Below are 20361 nucleotides of genomic sequence, written 5' to 3' on the forward strand. Positions count from 1 at the left end.
AAACAAAATGTCTTAATCAATGGTTAAGGCGTTTTGTTTTTATAATAACCATAAATATTAGCTTGTCTGCTAAAAAAATAACAACATTATAGTTTTAATATTTATTAGTCTAAATTTGCAAATTATTATTAATTTGAAACACAATTCTTTAACTTTGGTAAACAACACTTTATTTTTTGAAAACTAACCCAATAAAAATACTACTTGGTAGAACCGATATTGTAGATTTTCCTAATTTAAATTTAGAAGGAATTGATGTTAAAGTTGATACTGGAGCTTATACATCAAGTATTCACTGCCATAGCATAAAAGAAGAAAATAATCAATTAAAGTGTTTATTTTTAGATCCTAAACACGAAAAATATCACAAAAAAACATTGATTTTTAGTGATTATAAACAAAAAAAAGTAAAAAGTTCAAACGGAGTTAGTCAAAAAAGATATGTAATTAAAACTGAAATTATCCTTTTTAATAAAATTCGTACCATAGAACTTACTTTAACAGAACGCGGTTCAATGAGGTTTCCAGTTTTGTTAGGAAGAAAATTTTTATCCAAAAAATTTATAGTAGATTCTTCCAAAAAAAACCTATCCTTTAATAATATTGTAACAAAATTAAAAACATGAAAATTGTTGTTTTATCAAGAAACCCAAACCTATATTCTACAAAAAGATTGATTGAAGCTGGGCAACAAAGAAATCACGAAATGTTGGTTGTAGATCATACAAAATGTGATATTATAATTGAAAAGAAAAAACCAGCCATACGCTATAAACACGAATTATTAACCGATATAGACGCTGTTATTCCTAGGGTTGGAGCATCAGTAACTTTTTATGGCACTGCAGTTGTTCGTCAGTTCGAAATGATGAAAGTTTTTACAGCTGTAGAATCACAAGCGCTCATGCGTTCTAGAGACAAATTAAGAAGCTTACAAGTACTTTCAAGAGCTGGATTGGGTTTGCCTAAAACAGTTTTTACAAATTACTCAAAAAACACAAGAGACGTTATTGATAGTGTAGGAGGTACGCCATTGGTAATTAAATTATTAGAAGGTACACAAGGTTTGGGTGTGGTTTTAGCTGAAAACGACAATGCAGCCGAATCTGTTTTAGAAGCATTTAACGGGCTAAAAGCACGTGTAATTGCCCAAGAATTTATCAAAGAAGCAAAAGGTGCAGATATTCGTGTTTTTGTTGTTGATGGGGCTGTAGTAGGTGCTATGAAACGACAAGGGAAAGAAGGTGAATTTCGTTCAAATTTACATCGTGGTGGTACAGCAGAAATTATCAAATTATCTATTGATGAAGAAAATGCTGCTTTAAAGGCCGCGCGTGTAATGGGATTAGGTGTTGCAGGTGTAGATTTATTGCAATCTGCTCGTGGACCCCTTATTTTAGAGGTAAATTCTTCGCCTGGATTAGAAGGTATTGAAGCTGCTACAGGTATTGATATTGCAGGAAAAATTATTCATTATATTGAAAGACATGCCGAATGATTTTAAAATTCTAAATCAAAAAGTAGGTTTAGGAGAAACAGTTACTATTAACATGGATATTGCACGTTTAACTACGCGTTCAAAAATTGATATCCCTATCATTGTTTCAAGAGGAAATGCTCCTGGCCCATGCCTATTGCTTATTGGTGGAATTCATGGCGATGAAACAAATGGTATTGAAATTGTTCGTCAAATTATTGCTGCCGGATACCACAAACCCGAAATAGGAACCATTATTTGTATTCCGTTGTTAAATGTATTTGGTTTTTTAAATCAAACCCGAGAATTTCCCGATGGTCGTGATTTAAACAGAATGTTTCCAGGTTCAACAACTGGGTCTTCGGCAAGTAAATTTGCGTATCATTTAATGACAAAAGTAATTCCAAAAGTAGATTATTGCATAGATTATCATACTGGTGGTGCACAGCGATTTAACTTTTCGCAGGTTAGAATCAATGGTACAGATAATGAAACGTTAGAGTTGGCTAAAGTTTTTGGAGCACCTTACATTGTTTTTAGTAAAAGTCAGGAAAAAACTTTTAGAAATTCAATGGTAGCACTTGGTAAAAAGGTATTGCTTTTTGAAGGAGGAAAATCGTTGAACCTAGATAAAGTAGTTACTAAAATGGGTATTCAAGGTGCCATTAATGTGATTCATCATCTTGGATTGCGCAATTTTTCACACAAAATTTTAAATACTTCAACAGAAAATCCACCAAAGGTTATTAAAACTTCAAAATGGATCAGAGCCAAACATTCGGGTATGTATAGATCGTATGTAAGTGCTGGTCAAAAAGTAGAAAAAGGCGTAAAATTAGGTAGTATTTCCGATCCTTATGGTGAATATGAAAAAGTATTTAAAAACCCTCAGGAAGGTTACATTTTAAACTCAAATCACTCTCCTGTTGTTATTCAAGGTGATGCTTTGTTTCATATTGGTTTTGAATAAATGTTAAAAGTAGCTAACATATCTTTTGGTTACACTTCAACTGAAGTACTTAAAAACATTAGTTTTAATGCCCAAAAAGGCAATTATATAGCTGTTGTTGGCGAAAGTGGATGTGGAAAAAGTACCTTGCTCGAAATTATTTATGGTTTACTTCACATTGAAAAAGGGGCTGTTTATTGGAATAAAAAAAAGTTACTAGGTCCTAATTTTTATTTGATTCCGGGTGAAGAATTTATGAAATATTTACCTCAAGATTTTGACTTAATGCCTTTTATTTCTGTTGAAGAAAATATTGGTAAAAACATCTCTAGTTTAGACCCAAATAAGCAAGCCCGAATTAAAGAACTTTTAGAAGTTGTTGATATGGTTGAATTTGCAAAAACGAAGGTTAAAAACCTAAGTGGTGGTCAAAAACAGCGTGTAGCACTAGCAAAAGTAATAGCCAAAGAACCTGAAGTTTTATTGCTCGATGAGCCTTTTAGTCACATTGATAATTTTAGAAAAAACAAATTACGCCGCGATTTATTTAGATACTTAAAGTCTAAAAATATTTTGTGCATTGTTGCAACGCATGACACAACTGATGCGCTTTCGTTTGCCGATGAAATTTTGGTGATTAGAAACGGAGAATTAATAGCAAAAGACAGCCCTGAAAATTTATACAATCACCCAAAAAGTGAATATGTAGCTTCTTTTTTTAATGAAATTAATGAAATTCCGAACAATAAAATAAATCTGAAATCAAAATCTAAAAAATCGGTTTTATTGTATCCAAATCAAATAAAATTGGTTGAAGAATCTGAGTTAAAAGCAACCGTAATAACTTCTTATTTTAAAGGTGATTTTTACTTAATTGAAGCCAATTTAAATGGTGAAATTATCTTTTTTGAACATAGCACTAAACTACAAGAAGGCTTTGTTGTTAGTTTAGAGATCCCCTAAATCCCCAAAGGGGACTTTCTTTTTATTAAAAGATTAAAGAATTCATTTTTAATTGCTAATTCTCAATATTCCAATTATCCCTTGAGGGTTGTATTAAACGTAGTCGAAAGGCTCGACATGACAATTGAGATTTTAATTCAAACAAAACACGTTTTATAAAAATTAGAGCAATAGATGTGATTCCTCCGCTGTCGGAATGACAAAAAAAGTAATTAAAATCTCCCAAAGAGAGATTTAGGAGGAACAAAAAATGCCCAACGATTATGAGACGTTGGGCATTAAACAATTAACTTAACTCAAACTTTATTTATGAAAAACTTATACTTTGTTTTTTAGTACATAGCAAAGATACATTGCTTATTCGAGTCAATACACGACACTATATGTCGTACGCTATTTATGCTTTGTTTAACAGTTTTTACTGGGTTTTTTATTATGATATAAGTGTTACAGACTTAAAGTATTTAATAGATTTATTATTGAGTGTTATCAATGGATACAATATTACCAAATACTTCAAACTAAAAAATTGAGATTATTTACCAGTACTTCCAAATCCACCAGCACCACGTTCAGTTTCGCTTAAAACTTCTACAACTTCCCATTGGGCACGTTCGTGTTTTGCAATAACCAATTGCGCAATTCTTTCACCATCATTTATCACAAAATCTTGGTTAGATAAGTTTACTAAAATCACTCCAATTTCGCCTCTGTAATCAGCATCAACAGTTCCAGGAGCATTTAAAACAGTAATGCCATTTTTTGCAGCCAAACCACTACGCGGACGAACCTGAGCTTCAGCACCTACAGGCAAGGCAATAAACAAACCAGTTTTTACAATGGTACGCTCTAAAGGTTTTAAAGTAATTGGTTCGTTAATATTTGCGCGTAAATCCATTCCTGCAGAAGCAATGGTTTCATAACTTGGTAATTCGTGTTTTGATTTGTTGATAATTTGTATGTTCATTTTTTACTTATTTTATATTATAAAGCCATTTAATAATTTCTTGAAATTCACTTTTCCAAAAGGCTTCATTGTGTTTGCCTTCAGGGTTTATTTTTGTATTTAAATTTTTAGATTTAAAGCCAGTTTCAAGTAGTAATTTTTCTATTTTTTGGGTGTCATTTACAACAGCTTCACCTTCGTTTTTACCAACCAATAAAAATAATTTCACATTTTCAATTTTCCCATAATTTTTGGTGAAATTTTCAACTTCTGAAGAAAACCAAAACGATGCAGAAAGTACACCTATTTTTCCAAAGGTTTTGGGATATTTTAATGCACCGTAATAAGAAATCAATCCGCCTAACGAGCTTCCTATTAAACCAGTGTATTTTTGTTGTGGTTTGGTTCTATAAGTTGCATCTATATAAGGTTTTAAAGTATTTACAATAAAATCTATATAAATTGCACCTTTTCCGCCACCGTATTTCTTGTGAGACCAAGGAGTATATTGGTTGATGCGTTCTTCGCCTGCATTTTCAATACCAACAACAATAAAACCTTTGTTGGTTTTTTTAAACAAATCATTTAAAGTTTCATCAACTTCCCATTCGCCTATGTAAGCCGTTTTTGCATCAAATAAATTTTGACCATCATGCATATAAATTACCGGAAAATTTTTTGAAGATTCATTATAATTTGGCGGTAAATAAACCCAAATTTTATGACTTTTCTTGTTTAAATTAGGAATTAAAAATTCTTTATTAACAATAGAAACATTTTTTGCAGCGGTAGATTTTAGCGTTTTATTTTCTTGTGAAAAAAGCACAAAAGAAATAAGGAAAACTAGAATAAAAACGCTTAATTTTTTCATTTTATTTTTTCTTTACAATCGCTATCAATTCATCTTTTTCGTTATAATAAATAATAGCTGCAAAGGCTAAAATTAACAAGGTTGAAATCCAAAAATTACCTCTAAAATAAACAAAAGATAAAATACAAATGGCAATAGAAGCCAATAAATAAACAGTTATTTTATTTAAATTATAAGGTACAGTATAATATTTTTTTCCAATTAAATAAGATATAATAGCCATACTTCCGTAAGCTATTAAAGTAGCATAAGCTGAAGCCATAATTCCAATTGTAGGAATCAACCAAATATTTAAACCAATGGTAATTAAAGCGCCAACAATAGAAAAGTACATACCGTAAATAGTTTTATCGGTTAATTTGTACCAGATTCCTAAATTGTAATAAATACCCAAAAATAAATTTGCCAAAAGTATGATGGGTACAATAGACAAAGCGCCCCAATAATTTGGATTTATAAAGTATTTTAAAATATCTATATAAGCCACAATACCAATTAAAAATAAGGCGCCAATAATTACAAAATAGTTCATTATTTTGGCATAAGTTTCTTTGGCATTTTTTTTAGAAGCATTGTTAAAAAAGAAAGGTTCAGCGCCCAATCTAAAAGCTAAAATGTACAAATTCATAAATATGGCTAATTTGTAACAAGCACTATAAATACCCATTTCAGCATCGCCAATCATTCTTTTAATTAAAAATTTATCTAAATTTTCATTAATCACATAAGCCAATCCTGCAACCATAATAGGCCAACTGTAAATCAGTATTCTTTTTAGAAGTGCAAAATCATATTTAAACTTAAATTTTAATATAAAAGGTAAAACCAATGCAAATGAAATTGCGCTACCAACTATGTTAGCAATAAAAATGTAGTTTACTTTATCTATTTGATTGTAATTAGAAGTAATAAAAGTTGGTAAATTTATTCCTTCATCTAAAAAATTAGGAATAAATTTTAAACACAAAAGGTTGATTAATACAATAATACCTACATTTAAAAGTTTTATGGCAGCGTATTTTACAGGTCGGTTTGCAACTCTTAAATAGGCGAACGGAATCATAGAAATAGTGTCTAAAGCTAAAATACCAACAAATAATTTTAATCGAAGCGGATTGTTTTGAAAATCAAAAAACTGTTCGAAAAAATCAAAAAATAAGGCTATTATAACTACAAATAAAACAACAGTAACTATGGAAGTTACAAACGAAGTAGAAACAATGGCATCTTTATTTTTTTCGGTATTGTAAAATCTAAAAAAAGCAGTTTCCATACCAAAAGATAGTGCAACTGCAAAAAGTGCTGTCCAAATATAAAAATCGCTATTAACGGCATAGCTTTCTGCCGCCAAAGCATCGGTATGTACACGTACCAGCAAAAAGTTAATTACACGCGGTAATACAGCTGCAATTCCGTAAATTACAGTGTCTTTTAAAAATTTTTTTAGTGCGCTCAAATGTTAAAAAGTTAATCGTATAAAAGTACAAAAGTATTCATTTATAAATGGACTCTTGCTAAATATTGTTTATTGCAATATTTTTTAAATAATTACAGCTAAAATTGCGCAAAAAGGATTTTATTTTGAAGTGATTTTATTTATTTCTTAATAACCAATGAATAAGATTGAATTTCATTTGAATACGTTTTATAAGTATCCATGTTTCCATTTATATTTATTCTTTTTTTAATTGCACCAACTCCAGCGCCAATTCCAGTACCTACAACTCCCAGCGTAAATCCTGCACCTGTTGCAACAACGCCTTCCCAACCATCAGATTCGGTAGCCAATCCAAGTATAACACCTGTACCAACACCAGAAACAGCTCCAATCCAAATGCTTTTTCCAATTTTACCTTTTCTTCTAATTTTTAGGGTATTAATTTGCTCGCCGCTTACTGTTGTTAAATTTGAAATATCTAGCGAATTGTTTTCTGAAATTTTAATTGACTCATCATCAGCTGAATATAAAACGCCTTTTACTTTTGATTGATCCATAAGTGTTATCCAAACTTTATGTGGTCTAATTTTTTTTGAAGTATTTTGGGCTTGTAAACCAAATGAAAATGAAATTAAAATTGCTAAAATAGTTAAGGTTTTTTTCATAAAAAGTAGTGTTTAATTTAGTTAGTATTTTAGTAAAGATAATATTTAAAAGCAATTGACTTAAATTATAAAAATTTATCACTGTAATTAAGACACTTTAATTACCCTTAAGTTAAGATTTATGGAACATATAAAATATTATAACTAAATTTTAAGAGTCAAATCCATCAATTTATTTACATTTACCCCTTTAAATTACAATTAAAATGAGTGAAAATCCTAAAATCGCCGTTTTTGGAGGAGGAAGTTGGGCTACAGCAATTGTGAAAATGTTGTGCGAAAACTTAGATGAAGTAGGATGGTATATGCGCAATGAATCTGCTATTGAGTATATTAAAGAAAACGAGCACAACCCTAATTATTTAAGTTCAGCCGAGTTCGATATAAAAAAATTATTTTTATCGAGCAATATCAATGAAATGGTTGACTATGCTGATATTTTAATTTTTGCAATTCCTTCGGCTTTTTTAAAAGAAGAATTAGATAAAATTACCCACGATTATACACATAAAATTGTGTTTTCAGCCATCAAAGGTATTATTCCTGAAACTGGTTTAATTGTTGGTCAGCATTTTAATGAAAAGTTAAATATTCCTATTGAAAACATTGGTGTAATTACAGGTCCTTGCCATGCTGAAGAAGTTGCAATGGAGCGTTTGTCTTATTTAACTATTGCTTGTCAGGATACTGAAAAAGCCAATTTATTAAGCAAATACATATCTAGTGATTATATAAAAACCAAAACATCCGACGATATTATTGGTACTGAATATGCTGCTATGCTTAAAAACATTTACGCAATTGCAGCAGGTATTGCACATGGTTTAGGTTATGGAGATAATTTTCAGTCGGTTTTAATGTCTAATGCCATTCGAGAGATGAAACGCTTTATAAAAAGTAGGCACAAAATGAAGCGAAATATCAATAACTCGGCCTATTTGGGTGATTTATTGGTAACTGGTTACTCTACTTTTAGTAGAAACAGAATGTTTGGAAATATGATTGGTAAAGGATATACCGTAAAAAGTGCTATGATGGAAATGAGTATGGTTGCAGAGGGTTATTATGCCGCTAAAAGCGCCTATTTACTTAAGAAAGATAATAAAGTAAAAACACCAATTATTGATGCTGTTTACGATATTTTGTACCAAAATAAAAACCCAAAATCAATTTTTAAAAAACTAACTGAAAGGTTGGATTAGTATATTATTTTCAATTTTTAAAATAAATTTGATAAAAAAACACAGGTAAAAGTTAAAAAGACTACATTTGTTGTTTAATATATTATTTTTTAAAATGAAAAAAGGTACAGTAAAATTTTTTAACGAATCTAAAGGTTTTGGATTTGTTATTGAAGATGGTTCAAAAACAGAGTATTTCGTACACATTTCTGGATTGGTTGATGAAATCAGAGAAGGAGATGAAGTTGAGTTTGAACTAAAAGATGGTAAAAAAGGTTTAAACGCAGTAAACGTAAGAGTAATATAAATATATTATTTCAAGACTTTTTAAAGAGTGGGCGCATCTTATTAGATGCGCTTTTTTTTGTGCTTTATTTCACCTAAATCCTTCTAAGGGAGACTTTAATTAACAATAATAATAGTCTAATTATTTCATTGATGGATATATTGTTTTTTATTGAAAACAAAAAAGATTCAACTAATTATTCATTTTTACTTCTTCATTATTAATTGTCAACACCTGTTGATATATATCATAAATAATTACTGGTGTTTTTTATAACTTTGAGCGTATATGTGTACATAATTGCTTCATTTTAAATAAGTATCATGACCAAAAAAACTGCTTTAATATACGCTACTGTTGATGGCCAAACATTCAAAATTTGTAATGAGATTGAAACTGTATTCAAAAAAAATAATTTGATAATTGATGTATTTTCAATTGATGAATTTAAAGGAGAAATTTCTAATTATGATGCTTTTGTTATAGGCTCAAGTATACGGTATGGTGTACATAACGAAAAAATAATTGAATTTATAAAAGTCAATAAACAACAGTTAGAACAAACTAAAACTGCTTTTTTTTCGGTGAATTTGGTTGCCAGAAAACCTGAAAAAAACAAAGCAGATACCAACCCATACGTTGTTAAATTTTTTAAAAAAATAGATTGGAAACCTACCATTGTTGAAGTTTTTGCGGGTATGCTAGACTATAAAAAATACAACACTTTTGACCGAATTATGATTCAGTTTATTATGTGGATGACCAAGGGTCCAACAGACAAAAACACAAAAATTGAATACACCAATTGGGAGCAAGTAAATGCTTTTGGTGAACAACTTTGTGAGTTGTAAGCTATATTTAGAAAATGAAGTTAAACTTTTAGTGAAAACTGCTTCACTAAAAAATTTAAACCTAAAACAACAAACAAACAGGTATTGGAGCTTCAATACTATTTTTATAAGTTAATTTTCCTGAAGTTTTATCTACATAATAAATACTAATATTTGAACTTCTTCGGTTTGCAACCAATAAAAAATCACCATTAGGAGATAAAGTAAAATTACGAGGCCAATCACCTTCAACAGAAATATTTTGAATTTTTTCTAAAGTACCATTTTTTGTATTTCTTTTAAAAACAACAATGCTGTTTTCACCTCTATTAGAGCCATATAAAAACGCTTCATCTTTTGATAAATGAATATCAGCACAAGCATTTTTACCTTCGTAATCGGCTCTTAAAGTGCCAATATTTTGAATGTTACTATAGTTTTTGCCATTGCTTTTAAGTACAGATACCGTTGAATTCAATTCGTTTATCACATAAATATAATCACCATTTTTAGAAATTTCAAAATGACGAGGACCTGCACCAGCTGCCATTGTGTAATTTTCCTTTAAAACAAATTGATTGTCTTTTTCTACATAATGTGCTAAAAAATCACGTCCTAAATCGGCTACAAATAAATCGTTATTTAAAAATTTAGCTGAATGTGCATGTGATTTTACACTGTCTGTATTGTGGTTCATTACCTGAAAAGCGTTGTTAATACTGCCATTTTTTTTAACAGTATGTAATGAAACTGTGCCACCAACATAGTTTGAAACAACTACTTTTGTACCAGCTTTATTCAGTTGTACGTGGCAAGGACCTTTTCCGTTAGTTGTTGCGCTATTTATTAATGAAAGTGTACCATTTTTATTTACAGCATAAGCAGAAACCAAACTTCCGTCTGAAGCTTCACTAACCGCATAAATAAATTTTCTGTTTTCAGAATAAGCTATAAAAGATGGGTTTGTAGTTTTAATAGCCAATTTTTGATTGGTTAATTCGCCTGTTTTTGTGTTAAAATCATAATAGTAAATTCCTTCACTATTTTCTCCATTATAGGTGCCAACGTATAAAGGAATATTTTGAGCTGAAATCAATTGTGTAATAAGCATAAATAAAAATGAGAAAAAGGTTTTCATATATTAGATTTTATTATTTAAACGCTAAAATACTTAATTTGACATTAATCAACCATATTGCTCTTAAATAAATACAATCAAACTTATTATTTAGGTTATCAAGGGTTTAATTTAAATATGAGAAAAGATTACAATGACAAATATCATTCGATGTTTTTATTTTAAAGTTTAGATTTGGTATTTATTTTTTTATATTCATAAAGTCACCCAATGTTTTTTACGAAGTCAATTTAACCCACGCCCAAAAATGACCAAACTACAAAACTGTTTAGAAAAAACGTTAGAATTTATAGCTTCAAATAGCTCTAAATCTTCAGGCGTTGACCTTTTAAATGATATTTCTAAATTTTTAGCTGAATTATTAGAGATCAATCATGTTTTAATTAAAAGTATTTCTTTAGAAGATCCTGATTCAGCCAATGCCGTTTCTTATTATAAAAATGGAATATTTATAAACGATGTTCCATTAAATTTAAAAAATACGCCTTGTAAAAATGTTAATAAAAAGGGGTTCTGTAATTTTTCATCAAACATTCAAGCTAAATTTCCACAAAATACTTTTTTAATAGAAAATGAGATAAATAGTTATGGTGGATATCCTTTATGGGGTTCAAACAATGAGAAAATTGGACTTATTGTTTTAATGGATAACAAGCCTTTTAAAGATATAGATATAATTGAAGTAATTATTAAAATTGTAGCTATTAAAGTTGAAAAAGTACTTGAAAATTTAATTTTCAAAAAATTAAATAAACAAAATGAAGTTGAAATTAAAGAATTGGCCAATTTAACTTTTGAAGGAATTTTGGTTCATGAAAATGGCATTGCATTTGATTTTAATAAATCGTTTAAACAAATGTTTGGTTACAAAAAAAAGGAGCTTTTAGGTAAAAATGTAATCAGCCTTTTGTTTCCAAAAAAATATCAAAAATTAATTTCCCAAAAATCTAAAACAGCTTATTCCGCACCCTATGAAGTTGAAGGGGTTAAAAAAAACGGGGATGTGTTTCCTGTTGAAATTGAAGCAAAAAATGTAACGTATAGAAATGGCAAAAGAAGAGTAGCAGCTTTAAGAGATTTAACTCAAAAAAAAGCTGTTGAAAAAGAATTAAATGAAAGTAATACCCAATTTAAAACATTAATAGAACAAGCTGGTGACGCGCTATATGTATCTGATTTAAAAGGAAATATTTTAAATGTAAATGAAAAATCATCCGATCAAACCTTATATAGTAAAGATGAATTAATTAAAATGAACGTTGTAGATTTAGATGTTGAATCGCTCAAATTAAAAGATCATCAGCTATTTTGGAGCAACTTACCTTTAGAAAATTCAGTAACTGTTGAAACCAAACACAAACGCAAAGATGGTACTGTTTTTAATGTTGAACTTAGAGTTAGGCACACTAAATTTAATGGGCAATCTTTAATTATAGGGTTGGCTAGAGATATTTCAGAAAGAAAAACTAGAGAAGCCGATAACATAAAACTATCTACAGCTGTAGAGCAAAGTGAAAATGTTGTAGTAATTACCAATTTAAATGCTGAAATTGAGTATGTAAATCCAAAATTTACTCAATTAACAGGTTATACTTCAAAAGAAGTTATTGGTAAAAATCCAAATATCTTAAGTTCAGGAAATCAGTCAAAAGAATATTATAAAAATATGTGGGCTACCATATCAAGTGGAAACATTTGGAAAGGTGAATTTGAAAATAAAACCAAAAAAGGCAGACATTTTTGGGAAAATGCAACCATAACCCCCATTAAAAATAAATTTGGCGTAATTGTTAATTACCTAGCAATTAAAGAGGATATTACTGAAAGAAAAAAGGCTGACACTAATTTAAAAAATGCTTATAATACCATAAAAGAAAAGGAAGATTATTTAAGTCAAATTTTAAAAACAGCCAATGAAGGTTTTTGGATTATCAACAAAGATGCTAAAACCATAAATGTAAATGATAAGCTTTGTGAAATTTTGGGTGTCAAAGAATCGGAAATTATTAATAAATCCGTTTTTAATTTTGTAAACAAACAAGGTGCACAAATTTTTAAAAGCGAGCTAGCAAAAAGAAAAAAAGGAATCTCATCTAGCTACGAAATAGATTTAATAAATAGTAATGGAAATTTAATTAACTGCTTAATTAAACCTTCACCACTGTATAATAAAAAAAATGAAATAATAGGTTCTTTTGCCTTAATAACGGATATTTCATATATAAAAGAAGCCCATAAAAAATTAGAAACTAAAAATATTGAACTGCTTAAAATTACCCAAGAGCTTTCAAAAAATAATAAATTATTAGAAACCAGTGAAAATAAGTATAGAAACTTATTTGAAAAAAGTCCAGTTGCTTTAATTGAAGCAGACCTTTCAGAAGTAAAAAAATACATTACATTAAAAGGTATTAAACCTGAAGATTTAGAGGAATACTTTATAAAAAATCACGACTTTTTTAAGCAATGCCTAGCAAAAATTAAATTAAAAAGCGCAAATAAAAGCGCATTAAATCTTTTTGGAGCACGTTATATAGAAGATCTTATCAATCATTTAAGACAGGCGCATACCGAAAAAGGAATTGAAGAACTTAGAAAAGAAATTATAGCAGTTTATTCAAACGAAACAGATTTTATAAGTGAATCAGAATTTAAAAGAATAGATGGTGGTATTATTTCTGTAATTATAAATTCTGAAATAGATAATTACGGTAAAGCAATTGTATCTATTGTTGATATTACTGAGAATAAAAAGGCTGAAAACGAATTAAAATTAGCAAAAGAAAAAGCTGAAAAAAGTGATCAAAGATATAGATTGGTTAATAACGCTACTGGTTTAGGTATTTTTGATTGGGATTTAATTACCAACAAAATTTATTATTCTAAGTATTACAAACGCCAATTAGGATATGAGCCTCATGAATTAGAAAGTACTGTTGCTTCTTGGCAAAACTTATTACACCCTGAAGATTATGAAAAAGTAATCAATTATTTAGAGGAATATTTAAAAAATCCTAAAGGTCAATACCTTTCTGAATTTAGATTGTTACATAAAAATGGGGATTATATTTGGATTTTAGCCAGAGCAGAAGCTTTGTTAAATGAAGAAGGAAAAGCAATTAGACTTTTTGGTTCGCATAGAAACATTACAGTGCGAAAAAAAGCAATTTTAAAACTTGAAGAGCAAACGGTAGAATTACTGCAAGCTAAAGAAAAAGCAGAAGAAAGTAATAGGTTAAAAACGGAGTTTTTAAACAATATGTCTCATGAAATTAGAACTCCTATGAACGGCATTTTAGGCTTTTCAGAGCTTTTAAATGATCCTGAGCTTTCAGCATCTAAGAAAAGTTATTTTATAAATATTATTCATAATAGCGGACAACAATTATTGCGTGTTATTGATGATATTTTGGAAATTTCTAGATTGGGAACACGTCAGGTAAAAGTAATTGAAAAACCAGTTTGTTTAAACGATTTATTACTTGAACTCTTCTCAATTTTTGATATAAAAGCAAAAGAAAATAGAATTCCTTTGTACGTTACAAAAACAATGTCAGATGATGAAAGTACCATTTTAACCGATAAATCCAAATTAAATAAAATAATAAGTAACTTGTTAGAAAACGCCTTAAAATTTACCAATATTGGCGAAATAAGGTTTGGTTATGAATTAGTAGGTACTAACATAGAAATTTTTGTAAAAGATACTGGTATTGGAATATATCCTGAAAAACAAGGAATTATTTTTGACAGATTTTCACAAGAAGAAAAAAATCTTGAGCAAAATGTTGGCGGTCTTGGATTGGGCTTATCCATAGCCAAAGAAAATACTGAATTGTTAGGAGGTGCAATTTCAGTACAGTCAAAAAAATGGGAAGGTTCAACTTTTAAAGTTACTATACCCTATAAGCCTATAAATAAATCTTTAAAATTAAATGATGTGAATAAACCATCTAAAGAAAAAAATACCATTTTAGTTGTTGAGGATGAGGAAGTTAATTTTTTGTTTATTGAAATATTGTTAACCGAGAAAGTAGACATTGCTTGTGAAATATTGCATGCTAAAAATGGCGTAGAAGCTATTGAAATGTGTAAAAATAATGCTGTTGATTTTGTTCTAATGGATATCAATATGCCTGTAATGAATGGGCTTGAGGCAACAAAAAATATAAAGAAAGATTTCCCTAATTTACCAATAGTAGCTCAAACAGCCTACTCAACCAGAGAAGATAAAGAAAAAGCGTTAAATGCGGGTTGCAATGATTTTATAACCAAACCAATTGATTTAAATAAATTAAAAACCGTTTTAAATAACTATTTATTACAAGAAAAAGTAGCTAAATAGGTCTATTTAACCAATACACCACGTTTATTTAAAAGAGTAATCATTCTCAAATTACCTTCTTTAATGGTTCCTTTTTCAAATAAATATTTTTTGTCGTACATGGTATTTCCTTCAAAAAAAGTAACATTAAAAAAGTTGGAAAGTTTTAAAACATCTTCAGTAAGTAACTCAACTTTTGCAAATGATTTTGCGGGAAGTTTTTCAATTTTATGACGCATTAATGAAGTTTCAATCATTTTGTCTTCATCATAACCTTTAGAAACAATCAATACCATTTCTAAATCAACTTCTTTGTTGTTTACCAAATAAGCATTCCAATCTTCACACTGAAAATCTTCATTGTATTCTTTAACAACAGCCATAAAAACGTCGATAACTTCAGGAATTTCTATGTCTTTTTTCATTTTGCCATAATTAATTCTTCCCAAAGAGAAAGAAACCAATAATTTAATATTGCTTTTCTCCCTTTGGGATTGGTGGGCTTATAAAGCCAATTTTATCTTTTCTACAACTTCAGCATATTCGGCATCAGAAAGGGTTACTTTTTGTGGGTTCATTTCAAAAACACCACCAAAACCATAGCCGTCTACGTATTTTGGAACCACGTGCATATGTAAATGCGAAATAGTATCTGCATAAGCACCATAGTTAATTTTAGCTGGGTTAAATGCCTTTGCAATAGCTTTTCCAACAGTTGCAACATCTTCCATAAATAAATTGCGTTGTTCGTCACTTAATTCGTGAAATTCAATAGTGTGATCTTTATAAACAACATTGCAACGACCTAAGTGCGATTGCTCTTTAAATAAAAATAATTGCGATACTTTTAAATCACAAATTTTAATCATTAAACTGTGCAATGTTTCATTGTTTTGACAATACAAACATGTTGAAATTGGTGTAGCCATTTTTTATTTTTTATTTTTCGATTAAAAAGTACTTAGGGATAAGAAATCAATACAAAAATACAATTGTTCACGCATCACTTCTCACACATCACTAATTACAAAACCGATTTAAATTGCTCTAAAAAGCGAACGTCGTTTTCGTAAAACATTCTAATATCCGGAATTTGGTATAACAACATTGCAATACGTTCAATACCCATTCCAAAGGCGTAACCCGAGTAAACTTCTGGGTCAATATTGGTATTTTTTAAAACATTAGGATCAACCATACCGCAGCCCATAATTTCTAACCAACCAGTACCTTTTGTAATTTTATAATCTGTTTCAGTTTCCAATCCCCAGTAAATATCTACTTCGGCACTTGGCTCTGTAAACGGGAAATATGATGGACGTAAACGAATCTTAGATTTACCAAACATTTCTTTGGTAAAATACAACAAGGTTTGTTTTAAATCGGCAAAAGAAACATCGGTATCAATGTATAAACCTTCAACCTGGTGAAAAATACAATGCGCACGTGCTGAAATATCTTCATTTCTAAAAACACGACCCGGAGAAATAGTTCTAATAGGTGGTTTGTTATTTTCCATATAACGAACTTGCACGCTAGATGTGTGGGTTCTTAATAAAATATCTGGATTTGTTTCAATAAAAAAGGTGTCTTGCATATCACGTGCTGGATGGTATTCTGGCAAGTTTAATGCTGTAAAATTATGCCAATCGTCTTCAATTTCTGGACCTTCAGAAACGGTAAATCCAATGCGTGAAAAAACATCAATAATTTTATTTCTCACCAATGATATAGGATGACGAGAGCCCAATTCAATTGGCTCAGCCGGACGCGTTAAATCGCCATAACCACCTTTTTGCTCGTTGGCATTTTCAAGGGTGTCTTTTAGCTGGTTAACTTTATCTTGTGCTAAATTTTTTAAAGTATTTAAAGCTTGTCCAAACTCTTTTCTTTCGGCTGGAGCTACGTTTTTAAATTCATCAAACAAATCGTTTAACAATCCTTTTTTGCTTAAAAACTTAATTCTAAAAGTTTCAATTTCATCCTTGGTAGTAGCGTTAAATGCGCTTACTTCACCAATCAGTTCTTTTACTTTATCTAACATTTTTCTATAAAATTAGGCTGCAAATTTACACAATTTTATTGTTAATAACTCATTTTGAAGTTGAATGATGAATCTACTTTTATTTAAATAGTTTTACACCAATGAAAGTTGATATAATTTTGATTAAATTAGCCCTACTAAAACGTTTTAGAAGGTATTAAAATATGTTGTAATTACCTTTAAGATTGTTTTTTATAAACTATTGAAATGACAAAAAAGTTACTACCCGATTTAAGAACTTACGAATTTGAAGATTTTAGGTTCAGTGAATTGATGCAAAACAGAATTAACAAGGTACTAATTGTTTGTTCTAACTACGATTTTTATATGTTAGAGGAAGATGGTAGAATTGATGAACGTATTTTTTACGAATACACCTCATTAAATTTAAGATATCCTCCTAGTTTTATTCACGCAAATTCACCTAAAAGAGCCATTGAAATTTTGGCTTCAGACAAGATAGACTTGGTTATTACTTGGCTCGATATTGGTAGTAATAAAGCTTTTGAAACTTCAAAATTAATTAAAGAATCTTTTCCCGATGTGCCTATTGCTGCGTTAAGTCATTATTCCGCAGAGTTGCGTTTAAAGTTAGAAAGAACAAATGCCAGTTTTATAGATTTTGTATTTCATTGGAACGGTAATGTTGATATTTTTTTAGCCATTATCAAGTTAACTGAAGATAGCATGAATGCCGAAAATGATATCAATAAAACGGGGGTAAAAGCCATTTTATTGGTTGAAGATTCTTTGCGTTTTTACTCAAGATATTTACCCATAATTTATAAAATTATGCTGAAACAATCAGATTCTTTTATGTCAGAAGGTTTAAATGAGCATAGAAAAATGATGTTGATGCGTGGGCGACCAAAAATTTTGTTGGCCACCAATTTTGAAGAAGGTAAGTTGTTGTTTGATACTTATAAAGATAATTTGTTGGGCGTAATTTCAGATGTTTCTTATTTTAAAGGTGGCAAAAGAGACCCAAAAGCCGGGTTTGAATTGTTAAAATATATTAGAACATTTGAGCGTTATTTTCCTGTTTTAATTCAGTCTTCAGATGAAAATAATGAACAATTTGCTTCAGAATTAAAAGGGAAATTTTTATACAAACATTCTAAAACTTTAGAAGAAGAGTTAAAAAACTATATCAACCGTTATTTTTCATTTGGAGAGTTCGAGTTTTGGGATCCTGTTCAAATGAAAGTGGTAGCAACGGCAAAAGATTTAACTGCTTTTCAAAAAGCATTAAATAGCATTTCTAATGATTCAATTATGTATCATGCCAAGCGCAGTGAATATTCAAAATGGTTAAAATCCAGAGCGCTTTTTCCGTTGGCAAATTTATTTAGCAATGTAGAATATGACGATTTTTTAGATGCCAATGAGGCGCGTACTTTTTTGGTAAATGCCATAAAATTGTATCGTGTTTTTAGGTCTAGAGGTGTTATTTCAAAATTCAACAAAAATAAATACGACGAATATTTAGGTTTTGCACGTATTGGTGATGGTGCTTTAGGTGGTAAAGGTAGGGGTTTGGCCTTTATAGATTCGTTTTTAAAACGTAATAAATTATTTAAAAAATTCGACGATGTTTTAATTTCAATTCCAAAAACAGTGGTTTTAAGTACCGATGTTTTTGATGAATTTATGGATACCCACAAACTGATACATTTTGTAGCAAATTGCGATAACGACGATGAAATTTTAAATCAATTTATTACCAAACCATTACCAACTTGGGTAGTTGATGATATTGAAGCCTTTTTAAAAGTCAATAAATCACCCATAGCGGTAAGGTCGTCAAGTGTATTAGAAGATTCTTTATACCAACCATTTGCAGGTATTTTTGCCACCTATATGTTGCCTCAAACAGAACCAAAGCAATTGTTAGTAATGGTTTGTAATGCCGTAAAATCTGTTATGGCTTCGGCCTTTTTTTCGGCTAGTAAAATGTATTTAAAAACTACAGCACATAGTATTGAAGAAAGTAAAATGGCTGTAATTTTGCAAGAAGTTGTAGGTAAACAATATCAAGATGTTTATTATCCAAATATATCGGGTGTTGCCAGATCTATCAATTTTTACCCTATAGGCAATGAGTTGCCAAAAGAAGGTATTGCAAATATTGCTTTGGGCTTGGGTGAAATGATTGTTGGGGGCGGACAAACATTGCGTTTTTCGCCTTATCATCCTAAAAAAATATTGCAATTGTCTAATCCTGGAACAACGCAGCGTGATACACAACAGTATTTTTACGGATTAGATGTTGATCCAAATAGTTACTCGGTTTCAACCAATCAATCTATCAACAAAAAGAAAATTACCGTTCGAAAAGCTGAAAATCACGGATCACTAAAATTTGTAGCTTCTACCTACGATTTGCAAAATAACTCCATTAGACCAGGTGTTATGCACAACGGAATTCGGGTAATTTCTTTCGACAATGTATTAAAATATGATACTTTTCCGCTTGCTGATATTTTAAAAAGTTTATTAAAAATAGGACAAAAAGAAATGAGTAATCCTATTGAAATTGAATTTGCTGTAAAATTAGATGTGCCCGAGGGTAAAAGAAAAGAATTTAGTTTTTTACAAATTAGACCAATTGTTGAAAGTGTTGAATCTGTTGAAGAATTACCCGAAAATCTGGATATTTCAAAAACTATTATTTATTCAGAATCGGCTTTGGGTAACGGTAAATATGATGATTTATATGATTTTGTTTATGTAAAACCAGATACATTTAATTCTGCAAATACAAGGCAAATTGCAGTGGCGGTAGAAGCCATAAATAAAAAATTTATTGCTCAAAATAAAAAGTACATTTTGGTTGGACCTGGCAGATGGGGTTCAAGCGATCCTTGGTTGGGGATTCCTGTTATTTGGCCTCAAATTTCATCAGCAAAAATAATTGTCGAATCTGGTTTAGATAATTTTAGAATTGATCCAAGTCAAGGAACACACTTTTTTCAAAATTTAACATCTTTTAAAGTTGGGTATTTAACCATAAATCCTTTTATAAATGATGGTTTTTTTGATGTTGAATATCTTAACCAACAAGAAGCAGTTTATGAAGATACCTTTTTAAGACACGTGCGTTTTAAAAATCCAATTACGGTAATTATTGAGGGTAAAAATAGAAAAGCAGCTATTTTTAAAGAAGGTTTTGAAGTTAAGAATCTAAATTTTGAGGAAGAATCTTTTGATAAATATACGTCTAATGGATATCTGTAGTAATTGCTTAAT

The 20361-nt window shown here is 29.8% G+C and carries 17 protein-coding genes; 9 read left to right on the forward strand and 8 right to left on the reverse strand.

Features of this window, described 5'->3' with window-relative positions:
- The first annotated feature begins 176 nt into the window (after nt 1–176).
- From EC396_RS09340 to EC396_RS09355, 4 genes are read left to right on the forward strand one after another with little or no spacing between them, the layout of a single operon-like run.
- Nucleotides 177–626, forward strand: a complete 450-nt coding sequence (locus EC396_RS09340; RefSeq protein ID WP_240665677.1) for a RimK/LysX family protein — start codon at nt 177–179, stop codon at nt 624–626.
- Nucleotides 623–1498 (forward strand): 30S ribosomal protein S6--L-glutamate ligase, encoded by an 876-nt coding sequence (gene rimK, locus EC396_RS09345; protein ID WP_129366440.1) that lies wholly within the window; start codon nt 623–625, stop codon nt 1496–1498. The genes EC396_RS09340 and rimK overlap by 4 nt, the downstream gene beginning before the upstream one ends.
- Nucleotides 1488–2447, forward strand: coding sequence for a succinylglutamate desuccinylase/aspartoacylase family protein (locus tag EC396_RS09350; RefSeq protein WP_129366441.1), 960 nt, complete (start codon nt 1488–1490; stop codon nt 2445–2447). The genes rimK and EC396_RS09350 overlap by 11 nt, the downstream gene beginning before the upstream one ends.
- Nucleotides 2448–3389, forward strand: coding sequence for an ABC transporter ATP-binding protein (locus tag EC396_RS09355; protein WP_129366442.1), 942 nt, complete (start codon nt 2448–2450; stop codon nt 3387–3389).
- 535 nt (nt 3390–3924) lie between these two features.
- Here the strand turns inward: EC396_RS09355 and dut are convergent.
- From dut to EC396_RS09375, 4 genes are all read right to left on the reverse strand, one after another.
- Nucleotides 3925–4356, reverse strand: coding sequence for a dUTP diphosphatase (dut, locus tag EC396_RS09360; RefSeq protein WP_129366443.1), 432 nt, complete (start codon nt 4354–4356; stop codon nt 3925–3927).
- Between the two features lie 7 nt (nt 4357–4363).
- A complete protein-coding gene (locus EC396_RS09365) occupies nt 4364–5206 on the reverse strand; it encodes an alpha/beta hydrolase (RefSeq protein WP_129366444.1) in 843 nt (280 codons plus the stop codon).
- Between the two features lies 1 nt (nt 5207).
- Nucleotides 5208–6662 carry a polysaccharide biosynthesis C-terminal domain-containing protein gene (locus EC396_RS09370; RefSeq protein WP_129366445.1) on the reverse strand — a complete coding sequence of 485 codons (1455 nt, stop codon included), beginning with the start codon at nt 6660–6662 and terminating at the stop codon, nt 5208–5210.
- Between the two features lie 140 nt (nt 6663–6802).
- Nucleotides 6803–7309, reverse strand: coding sequence for a hypothetical protein (locus EC396_RS09375; RefSeq protein ID WP_129366446.1), 507 nt, complete (start codon nt 7307–7309; stop codon nt 6803–6805).
- Between the two features lie 206 nt (nt 7310–7515).
- Between EC396_RS09375 and EC396_RS09380 the strand changes: the two genes are divergently transcribed.
- The 3 genes from EC396_RS09380 (at nt 7516) to hemG (ending at nt 9627) form a co-directional block, all read left to right on the forward strand.
- Nucleotides 7516–8511: an NAD(P)H-dependent glycerol-3-phosphate dehydrogenase gene (locus EC396_RS09380; RefSeq protein ID WP_129366447.1), complete on the forward strand. Its 996-nt coding sequence runs from the start codon at nt 7516–7518 to the stop codon at nt 8509–8511.
- Between the two features lie 94 nt (nt 8512–8605).
- Entirely contained in the window at nt 8606–8797 is a 192-nt protein-coding gene (locus EC396_RS09385; protein WP_129366448.1) for a cold-shock protein, read from the forward strand.
- 302 nt (nt 8798–9099) lie between these two features.
- Complete coding sequence (gene hemG / locus EC396_RS09390; RefSeq protein ID WP_129366449.1) at nt 9100–9627, forward strand: menaquinone-dependent protoporphyrinogen IX dehydrogenase; 528 nt, start codon at nt 9100–9102, stop codon at nt 9625–9627.
- Between the two features lie 61 nt (nt 9628–9688).
- On the opposite strand, the gene EC396_RS09395 is transcribed toward hemG, so the two are convergent.
- On the reverse strand, nt 9689–10744 hold the full coding sequence (locus EC396_RS09395) for a lactonase family protein (protein WP_129366450.1): 1056 nt from the start codon (nt 10742–10744) through the stop codon (nt 9689–9691).
- A gap of 247 nt (nt 10745–10991) precedes the next feature.
- Here EC396_RS09395 and EC396_RS09400 point away from each other — a divergent pair, with 247 nt between their 5' ends.
- A complete protein-coding gene (locus tag EC396_RS09400; protein ID WP_129366451.1) occupies nt 10992–15089 on the forward strand; it encodes a PAS domain S-box protein in 4098 nt (1365 codons plus the stop codon).
- 2 nt (nt 15090–15091) lie between these two features.
- Here the strand turns inward: EC396_RS09400 and EC396_RS09405 are convergent, their stop codons facing one another.
- The 3 genes from EC396_RS09405 to pheS all read right to left on the reverse strand — a co-directional run bounded on the left by EC396_RS09405 (nt 15092) and on the right by pheS (nt 17112).
- Nucleotides 15092–15493, reverse strand: a complete 402-nt coding sequence (locus EC396_RS09405; protein WP_129366452.1) for a hypothetical protein — start codon at nt 15491–15493, stop codon at nt 15092–15094.
- Between the two features lie 78 nt (nt 15494–15571).
- Nucleotides 15572–15997 carry an HIT family protein gene (locus EC396_RS09410; protein ID WP_129366453.1) on the reverse strand — a complete coding sequence of 142 codons (426 nt, stop codon included), beginning with the start codon at nt 15995–15997 and terminating at the stop codon, nt 15572–15574.
- A gap of 95 nt (nt 15998–16092) precedes the next feature.
- Entirely contained in the window at nt 16093–17112 is a 1020-nt protein-coding gene (gene pheS, locus EC396_RS09415; protein ID WP_129366454.1) for a phenylalanine--tRNA ligase subunit alpha, read from the reverse strand.
- A 207-nt stretch (nt 17113–17319) separates the two neighbouring features.
- Here pheS and EC396_RS09420 point away from each other — a divergent pair, with 207 nt between their 5' ends.
- Nucleotides 17320–20349 (forward strand): PEP/pyruvate-binding domain-containing protein, encoded by a 3030-nt coding sequence (locus tag EC396_RS09420; RefSeq protein ID WP_129366455.1) that lies wholly within the window; start codon nt 17320–17322, stop codon nt 20347–20349.
- The last annotated feature ends 12 nt before the right edge of the window (nt 20350–20361 follow it).

Origin of the sequence: Lutibacter sp. HS1-25 (assembly GCF_004121075.1) — a bacterium.
Lineage (GTDB): Bacteria > Bacteroidota > Bacteroidia > Flavobacteriales > Flavobacteriaceae > Lutibacter.